Annotated in this window: 12 protein-coding genes; 7 read left to right on the plus strand and 5 right to left on the minus strand. The window is 71.5% G+C overall.

Annotated features, from left to right (window positions below):
• The first annotated feature begins 259 nt into the window (after positions 1-259).
• The 5 genes from ACFOW4_RS07345 (at position 260) to ACFOW4_RS07365 (ending at position 5,471) form a co-directional block, all read left to right on the plus strand.
• The gene (locus tag ACFOW4_RS07345; RefSeq protein ID WP_377525670.1) at positions 260-1,546 is read left to right on the plus strand and encodes a sugar ABC transporter substrate-binding protein; all 1,287 of its coding nucleotides are present in this window, start codon (positions 260-262) and stop codon (positions 1,544-1,546) included.
• Positions 1,543-2,529, plus strand: coding sequence for a carbohydrate ABC transporter permease (locus tag ACFOW4_RS07350; RefSeq protein WP_377525671.1), 987 nt, complete (start codon positions 1,543-1,545; stop codon positions 2,527-2,529). The genes ACFOW4_RS07345 and ACFOW4_RS07350 overlap by 4 nt, the downstream gene beginning before the upstream one ends.
• Complete coding sequence (locus ACFOW4_RS07355) at positions 2,526-3,356, plus strand: carbohydrate ABC transporter permease (protein ID WP_377525673.1); 831 nt, start codon at positions 2,526-2,528, stop codon at positions 3,354-3,356. Before ACFOW4_RS07350 ends, ACFOW4_RS07355 begins: the two co-directional genes overlap by 4 nt.
• Before the next feature lie 46 nt (positions 3,357-3,402).
• Positions 3,403-4,044 carry an MOSC domain-containing protein gene (locus ACFOW4_RS07360; protein WP_377525674.1) on the plus strand — a complete coding sequence of 214 codons (642 nt, stop codon included), beginning with the start codon at positions 3,403-3,405 and terminating at the stop codon, positions 4,042-4,044.
• A 194-nt stretch (positions 4,045-4,238) separates the two neighbouring features.
• The gene (locus ACFOW4_RS07365) at positions 4,239-5,471 is read left to right on the plus strand and encodes a low temperature requirement protein A (protein ID WP_377525676.1); all 1,233 of its coding nucleotides are present in this window, start codon (positions 4,239-4,241) and stop codon (positions 5,469-5,471) included.
• Here ACFOW4_RS07365 and ACFOW4_RS07370 read toward each other — a convergent pair.
• From ACFOW4_RS07370 to ACFOW4_RS07385, 4 genes are all read right to left on the minus strand, one after another.
• Positions 5,436-6,623, minus strand: coding sequence for a low temperature requirement protein A (locus ACFOW4_RS07370; RefSeq protein WP_377525677.1), 1,188 nt, complete (start codon positions 6,621-6,623; stop codon positions 5,436-5,438). The two genes, ACFOW4_RS07365 and ACFOW4_RS07370, sit on opposite strands and share 36 nt — an antisense overlap.
• Before the next feature lie 219 nt (positions 6,624-6,842).
• Positions 6,843-7,745 carry a phytanoyl-CoA dioxygenase family protein gene (locus ACFOW4_RS07375; RefSeq protein ID WP_377525679.1) on the minus strand — a complete coding sequence of 301 codons (903 nt, stop codon included), beginning with the start codon at positions 7,743-7,745 and terminating at the stop codon, positions 6,843-6,845.
• A 221-nt stretch (positions 7,746-7,966) separates the two neighbouring features.
• On the minus strand, positions 7,967-8,821 hold the full coding sequence (locus ACFOW4_RS07380) for a hypothetical protein (protein ID WP_377525680.1): 855 nt from the start codon (positions 8,819-8,821) through the stop codon (positions 7,967-7,969).
• A gap of 265 nt (positions 8,822-9,086) precedes the next feature.
• Positions 9,087-9,875 (minus strand): enoyl-CoA hydratase family protein, encoded by a 789-nt coding sequence (locus ACFOW4_RS07385; RefSeq protein WP_377525682.1) that lies wholly within the window; start codon positions 9,873-9,875, stop codon positions 9,087-9,089.
• A 19-nt stretch (positions 9,876-9,894) separates the two neighbouring features.
• Here ACFOW4_RS07385 and hemW point away from each other — a divergent pair, with 19 nt between their 5' ends.
• A complete protein-coding gene (hemW, locus tag ACFOW4_RS07390; RefSeq protein ID WP_377525767.1) occupies positions 9,895-11,118 on the plus strand; it encodes a radical SAM family heme chaperone HemW in 1,224 nt (407 codons plus the stop codon).
• Between the two features lie 44 nt (positions 11,119-11,162).
• Here hemW and ACFOW4_RS07395 read toward each other — a convergent pair whose 3' ends face one another.
• The gene (locus ACFOW4_RS07395; RefSeq protein ID WP_377525683.1) at positions 11,163-11,795 is read right to left on the minus strand and encodes a DUF4870 domain-containing protein; all 633 of its coding nucleotides are present in this window, start codon (positions 11,793-11,795) and stop codon (positions 11,163-11,165) included.
• Between the two features lie 198 nt (positions 11,796-11,993).
• Between ACFOW4_RS07395 and hrcA the strand changes: the two genes are divergently transcribed.
• Entirely contained in the window at positions 11,994-13,016 is a 1,023-nt protein-coding gene (hrcA, locus tag ACFOW4_RS07400; RefSeq protein ID WP_377525685.1) for a heat-inducible transcriptional repressor HrcA, read from the plus strand.
• Positions 13,017-13,049 lie beyond the last annotated feature (33 nt).

Consider the following 13,049-nt stretch of genomic DNA (forward strand, 5'->3'; position numbering starts at 1 on the left):
GCTGGTGGCTGGTGTGGGTCGTCGCCGCAGCGTCACCCGGTAACACCACACACTCCCGTACGGGCGCCCGGACCGAGAGGTCCGGGCGCCCTTTCGTGTTGCTGTGCCCAGCTTCGCCCCGGTGCCATGCGACGTTGGGTCCGCCGCCTGCGGTACGTTCGCCAGGCTTCCGCCGGTCCGCCCACTGTCGTAAAGGAATTCTTCGTACTAAGGTGCGGCGGAGAAGGTTAGTTCCAGGCGGCGCGAGGGGAGAAGTGGCGTGAACAGGTGGAAGCGGCTGGCCCCGGTCACCGCCGTGGTGGCCTCGGCCGCGATGGTGCTGACCGGCTGTGGTGGCTCCAGCGACAAGGCGGCCGACGACAGCAAGCTCACGGTCTGGATGATGGGCGAGGGCGGCGAGGCGCAGACCAAGTTCCTCGACGGCGTCGAAACCGAGTTCCGGCAGAAGCACCCCGACACGGACGTGGTGGTGCAGTACATCCCCTGGCTCGAGGCGCCCAAGAAGTTCCAGGCCGCGCTCGCCGGCGGTGAGGGACCGGACATCACCGAACTGGGCAACACCGAGACCCAGGGCTGGGCCGCGCAGGAGGCGCTCGCCGACCTCAGCGGCCGGATGGGCGGCTGGGCCGACGGCAAGGACATCCTGCCCGACCTGGTGCGCAACGCCCAGCTCGACGGCAAGCAGTACGGCGTTCCGTGGTACGCGGGCGTGCGGGGCATCTACTACCGCACCGACTGGTTCGCCGAGGCTGGCGTGAAGCCGCCGACCACCTGGGACGAGCTGGTCAGCGTGGCCAAGGCGGTGCAGGCCAAGAAGCCGAACACCTACGGCATCGCGCTGCCCGGCAACTCCGAGCTGCCCTTCTACTCCTTCCTCTGGGGTGCCGGTGGCGAGATCGCCACCAACGAGGGCGGCACCTGGAAGTCCGGCTACAACACCCCGCAGGCGCAGAAGGCGGTCAAGTTCTGGACCGACCTGGTGACCGTGCACAAGGTCGCCCCGCCGGCCGCCGCCGGGTGGAACGAGATCGACGCCCGCACCCAGTTCGCCACCGGCAAGGCGGCGATGGCCTTCGCCGGTAGCTGGCAGGGCGGCGCCATCAAGAAGGACAACCCCGACATCGAGAAGGTGTGGGGCACGTTCCCGATCCCCGGTCCGGACGGCAAGGCGGCGCCCGGCTTCGCCGGCGGCTCCGACATCGCGATCTGGAAGGACAGCGAGCGCCAGGACCTGGCCTGGGACTACCTGACCGTGCTGCTGAACAAGAAGAACGGCCAGAGCTTCGCCAGCAGCCTCGGCTTCTTCCCGGTCTACCGGGACCTCGTCGCCAGCGACACGTACGCCAACGACAAGTTCATGGCCGCGTTCGCCACCACCATGCAGAACACCAAGCTCACGCCGCTCACCCCGAAGTGGGTGGAGGTCAGCCGGACCAAGACGGTGACCCAGGCGATGAACAGCTCGGTCATGAAGGGTCAGAAGACGGTCGAGAAGGCTACCGCCGACGCGGCCGCGGAGATGGAAAGCATCCTCAACGCCAAGTGACCACGCTGACCGAGGCGCCGGAGGCGGCCGCCGCGCGGGAGACCCCCGCGCGGCGGCGTCGCCGGGTGGACCGCCTGCCCTACCTGCTGCTCCTGCCCGCCCTGGTGATCATCGGAGTGCTACTGCTCTGGCCGCTCGGCCAGGTGGTGGCGATGTCCTTCTACCGGCTGAACAGCGTTCGGCAGTTGCGCGGCGACCGGGAGTGGCCGTGGGTGGGGCTGGGCAACTACACCGAGATCCTCTCGGACCCGTTCTTCCTGACCGTGCTGCGCAACACGGTCCTGTTCGCCGCGGCCAACGTGGTGCTCACGATGATCCTCGGCACCCTGGTCGGGCTGTTGCTCAACCGGCTGGGCCGCAAGATGGCGACCTTCGTGGCCAGCTGCGTCATGCTCGCCTGGGCGACCCCGGCGCTGACCGGCACCATCGTCTGGAAATGGATCTTCGACGACACCAGCGGCCTGGTCACCTGGTTGTTCAACGCGCTGCCGGACGGGCTGTCCACCAGCCTCTTCGGGCGCAGTGACTGGACCGGCTACGGCTGGTTCAACTCGCCGCTGCTGTTCTTCGCCATCCTCACCCTGGTGGTGGTCTGGCACTCGTTCCCCTTCATCGCGGTCAGCGTGCTGGCCGGGCTGAAGAGCGTACCGAGCGAGCTGCACGAGGCGGCCCGGGTGGACGGCGCCGGCCCGTGGAAGGCCTTCTGGAGCATCACCTTCCCGCTGCTGCGCCCGGTCTTCGGCATCCTGATCGTGCTCTCCACCATCTGGGACTTCAAGGTCTTCACCCAGCAGTTCGTGCTGGCCGGCGGCACCCAGGACCGGCCGACGTTCATGCTCTCCATCTACTCGTACGCCGAGGCGTTCTCGCCACCGCCGAAGTACGGCCTCGGCGCGGCCATCGCGGTGATCCTCACGCTGATCCTGCTCGTGGTGACCGGCTTCTACGTGCGGATGGTGCTCAGGCAGGAGGACGAGTCGTGAAGAAGGTCGCCCTCAACGGCGCCGGGCTGCTGGTCGCGCTCTTCGCGGCCTTCCCGGTCTACTGGATGATCGCCACCTCGCTGAAGCCGAGCAGGGAGATCTTCTCGTCCACGCCGCAGCCGGTGCCGACGCACCCGACGCTGGCGCACTACCGGGAGATCCTGACCGGCAACCTGATCCCCGGCGTGAGCTTCGCCGACTTCTTCCTCAACAGCGCGCTGGTCGCGGTCTCCACGGTGGTGCTCAGCGGCCTGGTCGCGCTGCTCGCCGCGACCGCGGTGGCCCGGTTCCGGTTCCGGCTGCGGACCAGCTTCCTGATCATGCTGTTGGTGGTGCAGATGATCCCGCTCGAGGCGCTGGTCATCCCGCTGTTCCTGATGATCCAGCGGCTGGGGCTCTACAACACCCTGCCCAGCCTGATCCTCACGTACCTCGGCTTCTCGCTGCCGTTCGCGGTGTGGATGCTGCGCGGTTTCGTGGCCGCGGTGCCGAAGGAGTTGGAGGAGGCGGCGGCGATCGACGGGGCCACCCGGGCCCAGACCTTCCGCCTGATCCTCTTCCCGTTGGTCGCGCCCGGCCTGGTGGCCACCAGCATCTTCTCGTTCATCACCGCGTGGAACGAGCTGATCTTCGCGCTGACGTTCATCAACGACCAGGGTCGCTACACCCTGCCGGTGGCGATGACCTTCTTCTTCGGCCGGGACGACACCAACTGGGGGCCGGTGATGGCGGCCTCCACCCTGTTCACCCTCCCGGTGATCATCTTCTTCCTCCTGGTGCAGCGGCGGATGGTCTCCGGCCTGGTGGCCGGAGCCGTCAAGGGCTGATTCGCCAGGAGCGGGATCGCCGCGGGTCCACACTAGGCTGGCGGTCATGACGGGCAGGGTGGCAGCGGTGAACCTCGGCGTGGTGACCGAGGCGGAGTGGGCCGGCGACGCGAGCGGCCGCAGCGGCATCGACAAGCGGCCGGTGGACGGGCCGGTGCTGGTGCGCGCCGGCGGGCTGGCCGGCGACTTCATCGGCGAGCGGGCCCACCACGGCGGGCCGGACCAGGCCGTCTACGCGTACGCCGAAGAGGACGCCCTTTGGTGGGCGGGCGAGTTGGGCCGGTCGATCCGGGCCGGCGGCTTCGGCGAGAACCTGACCACCTACGCGGTCGATGTGACCGGCGCGGTGATCGGCGAGCAGTGGTCGATCGGAACGGCGGTGCTCCAGGTCACCACGCCGCGTACCCCGTGCACCACGTTCGCCGGTTTCTGGGGTGTGCCGGACCTGATCCGGCGGTTCACCGCACGCGCGACCCCCGGGGCGTACCTGCGGGTGCTCCAGGAGGGCGAGGTGGGCGCCGGCGACCCGGTCGAGGTGGTGGACCGGCCGGCGCACGGGGTGACCATCGGCGAGGTGTTCCGGGCCACCAGCCTGGAGCCGGAGCTGTTGCCCCGGCTTCTCGACGCGGAGGACCTGCCGGTGCGGATCCGGGAGAAGGTACGCCGCCGCCTGGCCGCCCAGGGCTGACCGCCGGGCCGGGTTGACCGCCGGGCCGGGCGGACCGCCAGCGCGGGGAGGGCTGGCGGGTGGGCCAGCCGCTGTCGCCGGTGACGCGGACCCACGCGTACCGGATCGGGGTTGCGGCGAAGGTCAGCTTTCCCTGGTCGCCGGTCCCGTAGTGTCGTCGACGGAGGGCGTGCGGCGGGGCCGGATGGGGCGCGATGTCGATGGCAGCGGACGGTGACGCCGGAGCGGCGGACACCACCCGACCGGATCCGAGCCGCCCGGCGTTCCTGGAGCTCTTCTTCGACCTGGTCTACGTCTTCGCGCTGGCCTCCCTGGCCGAGGTGATGGCCGACAACCTGACCTGGACCGGTTTCGCCGAGACGCTGGTGCTGCTGCTCGCGTTCACGCTGGTCTGGGCGCTGACCACGTGGGCGGCGGACACCGTCGAACTGAGCCGCCCGGCGGTACAGGTGCAGGTCATCGGGGTGGCGGCGGCCAGCCTGCTGCTGGCCGCGGTCGTGCCCGAGGCGTACGACGGGCGTGGCTTGCTCTTCGCGACCACCTACCTGGTCATCCACCTCGGCTCGGCCAGCTATTACCTGCTGCTCGTCCGCGACGCGACCGAGTTGCGCCGCGCTGGCCGGGTCTTCTGCTGGGAGGCCGTCGCCGGCATCGGCTGGATCGGTGGGGCGCTCGTCGACGGCCCGACCCGGTTGCCGCTCTGGGCGCTGGCGGTCGCCGTCGAGTACACCGGCGCCGCGTTCGGCTGGCCGGTGCCCCGGTTCGGCCGCTCACATGCGCGCGAGTGGCGGATGGTGGGCGAGCGGGTGGCCGAGCGCTACCGGCAGTTCGTGATCGTCGCCCTCGGCGTGTCGATTTTGGTGACCGGGACGACGTTCAGCCTGAGCGAATACACCATGGGACGAGGCGGAGCCCTGGTGGTGGTGTTCACCATCGTGGTGCTGATGTGGCGGATCTACATCTACCGTGCCGGCGAACTGCTGACCGATGCGATCGCCCGGTCGACGAACCCGTCGCTGCTCACCCAGTCCGCCGCGGTCACCCATCTGATCATGGTGGCCGGGATCGGCGGCGCGGCGGTCACCAGCCACCTTGTCGTCGTCCGCCCGTTCGGCGAGACGCCACCGTCCTGGGCCGCGGTCATCCTCGGTGGACCGGCGCTGTTCCTGGTCGGCCGTGGCGTGCTCGACTACACCGTGTTCGGCCGGATCTCGCGGTCCCGGCTGGCCGGGCTGGTGCTGCTGGCCGGCGTGGCGCCGGCCGCGTCCCTGCTGCCGCCGGTCATGGTCGCGTTGCTCGCCATGACCGTCCTGGCTCTGATCGCCGTGGCGAACCTGGTGAGCACCCGGCTGCACGCGCGTACGCCGATGCCGCCGGCGCTCGGGTGGCCCTCACCCGGTCGGCGCGGTGACCCGGACCAGTCGTGAGTGCGGGGCCAGCGTCTCGCCGACGAGGATGAGCAGCAGGACCAGGTTCGCCACCATCAGGACGGCGAGCGGTGGCAGCTGGGCGATCGCGGGCGCCAGGACGCACAGCACCACCACCCCCAGCGCCCGGGACCAGAGGATCCGGCCGGTCACCACGGCGTCGAGCAGGCAGCCCCCGAGCAGGAACAGGACCGGGCCGGCGAGGATGACCGTCGCCACCGGAACCGTCGGTGCGTCGCCGAGCGGCCGGTGGATGACCAGCGAGATACCGGTCGACACCGCCACCACCCCGGCGACCATCACCAGGTGGCTGTACGAGGTGGAGGTGCCGGGGCGGACCCGTTCCACCGACGCGACGGTCGGTGGCGCCAGGAGCCGCCGGACCCGCTGGAAGTAGAGCTGGAAGAGCAGGACCGCGCTGGCGAACGCGACGGCGCTCGCGGCCACCCGGCCGGCCTGGAATTCGCTGCCGGCAAGCCCCAAGCCGGCGCTCAGGACCAGCTCGCCAAGCGAGATGATGAAGATCTCCCGGTGCCGCTCGGCGAGGTGGACCCCGATGAAGATCTGGCTGCCGAGCTCGGTGCGCCCGAGCCGCGGCGTCGGCCAGCCGACCCGGGCCGAGCCGAGGTCGACCGCCACCGCGAGCGACCAGAGCGCCAGCCGGCCGGTCTCGTCCACGAACACCCCGGCCACCCACGGCGCGGCGGTGACGCCGAACCAGAAGAACACCCGGATGCTCCGGGCCTGGATCAGTGGGTTCACCCGGGTGCCGGGGATGAGCACGGCGTCCCGGACCAGGTGGATGCCGAAGTACGCCGCGACGAAGAGCCAGCCGTACTCGCCGAAGGCGTACGGCGTCGCGATCGCCATCAGCAGGGTGCCGAACATGACCAGGAGGACGGTGATCTGGATGATCGGCAGGCGCGGGTTGAACAGGTCGGTGAGCCACGCGGTCAGCACCCAGACCCACCACGCCGCCATCAGCAGGACGGCGGTCTGCGCCGCGCCCCGGACGCTGAGGTCGTTGGCCAGCCCGGCGGCGAGCCGGGAGAACAGGAAGATGTAGACCAGGTCGAAGAAGAGCTCCAGGAAGGTCGGATATTCCGGCTCGCCGCGCCGGCGGAGGATCCGGGGGAGCGGACTGGACGTCACCGCGTCTGCCTCCTGTGGCACCCCGCACCGGGGCGGAGGAGCTGGCAACCTGGCACTTCGTGCCACCAGCCACGCTACCGAACACACCAGTGCCGGGCGGCCGCAACGGCCTGCGCCGTCCGGTCGGCCGAGCGGCGGCGGACGGTCGCGCGGCACCGGGGTGGAAAAGAGGGACCCCCTGTCATCGCCTTCTGGATGACAGGGGGCCCCTCTGGCGGATCAGCGCAGCCAGGGGATGCTGCGGTCGAGCAGACCGCGCTCCTTGAGCTCCTTGCGCAGCGGGATCTCGTCGTCGACGTACCCGTCCCAGTTGATGCCCCAGTAGTTGGCGGTGTGCGTGCCCTCGCCGATCAGCTGGCGCTGCACCGGCGTGCGGTTGCGGTACCACTCACCATTGACGTCCGGGTGCAGCTCGTCGAGCGGCCGGATCCACCGATAGGTGTAGCCGACGAAGAGCATCTTGCGGGTGATCGTCGACAGGTTCGTCGACCGGGAGTGCCACTGCCGGCGGTCGAAGATGAACGCGTCGCCGGGGTTGGCGGTGATCTCCACCGTGCCCTCCGGGTCGGGGTTCTGCACGGTGAGGTCCGCCGGGCGGGGCAGCGAGTTCTTCAGGTGGCTGCCCGGGATGACCTTGGTGGCGCCGCGACCGGTCTCGGACAGGTCGGAGAGCACGTACGCGACCTTGAGCGAGAACATCGGGCGGGGCAGGTTCGGGTCCATCGTCTCCGGGTCGGAGTTCTGCCGGTACCCGTCCTGGTGCCAACCCCAGTACGGCTTCTCCGGCTCGGCGGCCGGCGGGGTGACGTCCAGGTGGTTGTGGTGGGTGTAGATGTTCCAGCCGGCCAGCCCCCACATGTACGGGAACGTGATCGGGTGGGTCAGCAGCTCACCGAAGAGCTCGTCGCGCTCCAGGAAGCCCAGCAGGTGCAGGGTCCCGTCCTTGGTGGTGGTGCCCTTGGCCTGCTCCTCCGCGTAGACGCGGTCGACCGCCGCCTCCAGCGCCGCCCGGTGGTCCTCCGTCAGGACGTTGCGCAGCAGGAGGAAGCCCTGCTCGTGGAACTCCTTGCGGTCAGTGTCGCTGATCGGTTCGTAGCCGGTCCGGTCGCCGTAATCGAACACCGCGTCGTACCCCTCCCCATGAGGCGAAAACCATTTCTGGCACAGGCCGCCGATCGTAACGCGCGGATCTCGGTGCTGGGGAGGGCCCGCGACGTGTCGCGGGGTCGGTCGGACCATGAGCAGTGGAACCGCTCCATACGGTCAGCGTGTCGAAGGCAATTGTCGCTTTCACGGGTAGGTGCCCGATTGTGCGGTCACTGCCGGTAAGGAGATCCGGGTCGTCAGGCGTCCGCGAAGACCTCGGCGACCACCCGGCCGGCGGTGGTCGGGTCGTCGCTCACCCGGGCCCAGGTGCCGTCGCGGGCGGTCCACTCCAGGTCGCCGAAGCGCACCCGCTTCACCCCGTGGTCCTGCGCGTGCGAGACCAGCCAGTGCGCGTACCGCCAGCCGTCGCGCTGGTCGCTCGCAGCCACCGCCAGGCCGGTCAGGTCCGCCGGCGTGGTGCCGGACAACCCCCAGTCCAGCGCGAGGTTGCGGGTCAACGCCGCCGCCGCGGTCGCACCGCGCATCACCGGGGTGCTCCGCACCGTGCAGGCGACCGCACCGGTCGCATCGCCCAGCAGAGCACGGCTGAGCACCTCGGCGTCGGCGGCCCACTTCTGGTACGCCTCCGGGTACGCCGAACGCTGCACCCGCTGCGCGGCGTCGGTGACCCGCATCTCCTGCCAGCCGCGCACCTTCTTCAGCGCCGTGTAGAACCGGGTGGCCGCGTAGCGCGGGTCCCGGATCTGCGTCGGTGTGCCCCAGCCCTGGCTCGGGCGCTGCTGGAACAGGCCGACCGAGTCGCGGTCGCCGTCGGCCAGGTTACGCAGCCCGGACTCCTGGTAGGCGGTGGCCAGCGCCACCACCACGGCCCGCTCGGGCATCCCACGCTGCGCGCCGATCGCCGCGATGGTCGCCGCGTTGGCCATCTGGTCGACGTCCAGGGCGACCCGGCCGTCGGCCTGGACCGTGCAGGTCCGCGCCGACAGCGGCAGTCGCAACTGGTCTCCGAAATGCCGCACCACGAGCCAGATCGCGGTAACGGCGAAGAGAACGAGAACCACGCCACCCGCCACGGCTGCCCGAGTTCGCACCCACACCCCCAGATCGACAGTCCGACAAGCGTACGTCCCCGTTGGTCCGATCCGGGTCCTCCGACCGGTCTCTCCCCGGCTGGCCGGCCCCGCACCGACCGGAGGTTCCCGTTCCGCCCGCGGTCTCACCTGCCCGTATCGCCCTTCCGTCCGGCCGGGTTCGCCGCTGATCGGTCCATCGCCTGCCGTGCCCGCAACCGGTGCGACGCCCACCGATGCACGGTGAAGGCATCGCCGTCCCGCCTGGCCCGACCTCTCGGGAGGCTCAGCCGTCGAGAGCGGGCACCCAGCTCGCCGGTCGTTTTTCCCGGAACGCCAGGACCCCCTCGCGGCCCTCCTCGGAGAGGAAGTAGCCGGTCGACAACGCGGAGAGCCGGGCCAGCTCGCCGCGCAGCTCAGCGGTACCCGGCCGGCGCAGCAGCTCCTTCGCGCCGGCCAGCGCGCCCGGAGCGCCGCGGACCAGCGAGTCGCAGAACCGCCGCACCGCCGCGTCCAGCTCGTCGGCCGGGACGGCGGCGGTGACCAGACCGATCTCGGCGGCCCGTCGGCCGTCGAAGGTGTCCCCGGTCAGGTACAGCTCGGCCGCGGCGCGCGGGTGCAGCCGGGGCAGCACGGTCGCCGAGATCACCGCCGGGATCACCCCGATCCGCACCTCGGTGAAGGCGAACGTCGCCTCGTCGGCGCAGACCGCCAGGTCCGCCGCGGCGATCAGCCCCAGCCCGCCGGCCCGCGCCGGCCCCGCCACCCGCGCCACCACCGGCTTGGGGCACTCCCAGACCGCGGCCAGCACGTCGCCGAGCATCCCGGCCGGCACCGACCCGCTGGCGTACGCGGCGGCGGTCTCCTTGAGATCCGCGCCGGAGCAGAAGACCGGGCCGGTGTGGTCGAGCACGATCACCCGGACCGTGTCGTCGGCGACCGCCTCGGCCAGCCCGGCGAGCAGCTGGGTCATCAGGCCGGTGGAGAGCGCGTTGCGGTTGTGCGGGCTGTCCAGGGTGAGGGTGGTCACCCCGCGGGCCGTGGAGACCCGCACGAGCACGTCGGGAGAGGTCATGCCGGGCACACTAGTGGCCATGCCCGGCGTCCTTCCAGATGGTGAGACCGTCCCCGTCGACGGTTCGCTGCCCGCTGCCGCGACCGCCGCGGTCGGCGCGCGCGGTTTCGGCGTGTACGTGCACGTGCCGTTCTGCGCGAGCCGCTGCGGCTACTGCGACTTCAACACCTACACCTCGGCCGAGCTGGGCGGTGGCGCCAGCCGCGAGGGGTACGCCGACACCGTGCTGGCCGAACTGGCGCTCGCCGCCCGGGTGCTCGGCGAGAGCCCACCGCCCCGGGTCGACACCGTCTTCGTCGGTGGAGGCACGCCGACCCTGCTCCCCGCCGACGACCTGGCGCGCATCCTGGACGGCATCGACCGCACCTGGGGGTTGGCCGCCGACGCCGAGGTGAGCACCGAGGCCAACCCCGAATCGGTCACCCCAGAGTCGCTCAGGACGCTGCGGGCGGCCGGCTACACGCGGATCTCGCTCGGCATGCAGTCCGCCGCGCCCGGGGTGCTGGCGATCCTGGACCGCAAGCACAGCGCGGGCCGGGCCACCGCCGCCGCACTGGAGGCGCGCGACGCCGGCTTCGAGCACGTGAACCTGGATCTGATCTACGGCACGCCGGGGGAGCGGGCCGAGGACTTCGCGGCCTCGCTGGAACAGGTGGTGGCCGCGGGGGTGGACCACGTCAGCGCGTACGCACTGATTGTGGAGGACGGCACCCGGCTCGCCGCCCGGATGCGTCGCGGCGAGCTGCCGTACCCCAGCGACGACGTCGCCGCGGACCGCTACCTGGCCGCGGAGGCCGCGCTCGACGAGGCTGGTTTCTCCTGGTACGAGGTCTCCAACTGGGCGCGCACCGAGGCGGCCCGGTGCCGGCACAACCTGCTCTACTGGACCGGCGCGGACTGGTGGGGCCTGGGTCCGGGGGCGCACAGCCACGTCGGTGGGGTGCGCTGGTGGAACGTCAAGCACCCGTCGGCGTACGCGGAGCGGCTGGCCGCCGGCGTGTCACCGGGCCTGGCCCGGGAGGTGCTCACCGGCGACGAGGCACACATGGAGGACGTCATGCTCCGGCTGCGGCTGGCCACCGGCCTGCCGCTGGCGGTGCTGGACGACGCCGGCCGGGCGGGCGCCGAGCGGGCGCTGGCCGGCGGGCTGCTGGCTGCGCCGGAGTACGCCGCCGGCCGGGCGGTGCTCACGCTGCGCGGCCGGCTGCTCGCCGACGCCGTGGTACGCGACCTGCTGCCCTGAGCGGGCGGGTGCGCCGGGCCGGCCGGGGGAGCGGCCGACCCGGGTCACTTGATGAAGCTGGCGGACATCGGGTAGCGGTAGTGCGTGCCCTCGTTCGCCTTCATCCCGCCGATGATCCCGAACACGATCTGGATCACCACGACCGCGACGCTGGGCAGGAAGAGCAGGCACCAGCTCACGAAGAGCAGCACGAACGCGATGATCGACCAGAGGATCTGGAAGTTCAGCGCGGCCAGCGCGTGCGCCCGGACGGCCGGGGACTGCTGCCCGCGGACCAGGTAGGCGATCAGTGGCGCGACGAAGCCGAGCGGGCCGAAGCTGATCAGCGCGCCGAGTGCGCCGCCGAAGTGCGCCACCAGCGCCCAGGTCTTGTCCTCGTTGGTGGCAAAGCCGGCGGCTGGTCCGTAGGCGCCCCCCGGGTAGCCGCCTGCCGGTGGGTAGCCGCCCGGTGGGGGATAGCCGCCCGGCGGAGGGTAGCCGCCCGACGGCGGTTGGCCACCGGTGGGCGGTGGATAGCCGCCGGCCGGGGGATAGCCGCCCGGCCCGGGTGCCCCGGACAGTGGTGCGGTGGGTGGCTCGGCCGACGCGGCCGGGCCAGGGGCTGCCGGCGGCGAGGTCGGCTCCGGCGGGTAGCCGCCGGAGTCCCCCGCGCCGGGGGGACGAGGTGGTTCAGTCATGGATGTCACGGTAGGGGCCGGTGGCAACGCCACACCAGAGCGGGACCGGCGGGGCGGCCCGGCTGAACGGACAGCGACCTCGTTGATCATCGCGCGGCCGGGTCCGCCGACGTAGACTGGCACTCGCTACAGTCGAGTGCCAGGACGGTCCGCCGGCCCATCATGCCGGCGGCCGACGTGCGACAGGAGGTGCGGAGGATGGGTCTCGACGACCGCAAGCTCGCCGTGCTCCGCGCGATCGTCGAGGACTACGTCTCGACCCAGGAGCCGGTCGGCAGCAAGGCGCTGGTCGAGCGGCACCAGCTCGGGGTGTCCCCGGCCACCGTCCGCAACGACATGGCGGTGCTGGAGGAGGAGGGCTACATCCGGCAGCCGCACACCAGCGCGGGCCGGGTGCCCACCGACCGCGGCTACCGGCTCTTCGTGGACCGGCTCTCCCGGGTCAAGCCGCTCAGCCCGGCCGAGCGCCGGGCCATCGAGCGCTTCCTGGTCGGCGCGGTCGACCTCGACGACGTGGTGCACCGCACCGTACGGCTGCTCGCCCAGCTCACCCGGCAGGTCGCCGTGGTGCAGTACCCGAGCCTGGCCCGCTCCTCGGTCCGGCACCTGGAGCTGGTGCCGATCTCCACGACCCGGCTGATGCTCGTGATGATCGCCGACACCGGGCGGGTCGAACAGCGGCTGGTGGAGCTGCCCGGCCCGGTCCCCGCCGACGACGTCACCGACCTGCGCCGGCTGATCAACGAGAAGCTGACCGGCAGCCGGCTGTCCGACACGCCGCCGCTGGTGCAGGCCCTGGTCGAGGAGGTGCCCACCACCCTGCGCCCGGCCATGACCACCCTCTCCACGGTGCTGCTGGAGACGCTGGTCGAGCGGCACGAGGAACGCATCGCGCTGGCCGGCACCGCCAACCTCACCCGGGGCGGCCTGCTCGACTTCCAGGGCTCGCTGCGGCCGATCCTCGAGGCGCTGGAGGAGGAGGTCGTGCTGCTCAAGCTCATCGGCGAGACCGAGCCGAGCACGACCCGGGTGCTGATCGGCGACGAGAACGAGTTCGACAACCTCCGCGCCGCCTCGGTGGTGAGCACCGGCTACGGCCCGGGCGCCACCATCGTGGGCGGCCTGGGGGTGCTGGGGCCGACCCGGATGGACTACCCCGGCACCATCGCCACGGTACGCGCCGTGGCACGCTACGTGGGCGAGCTGCTGGCCCAGAACTGACCAGTCAGGGCCGACGGCCGGCTCCGGCCGCCG

It is taken from the genome of Micromonospora sp. GCM10011542 (genome assembly GCF_042650685.1).
In the GTDB taxonomy this organism is placed as follows: domain Bacteria; phylum Actinomycetota; class Actinomycetes; order Mycobacteriales; family Micromonosporaceae; genus Micromonospora.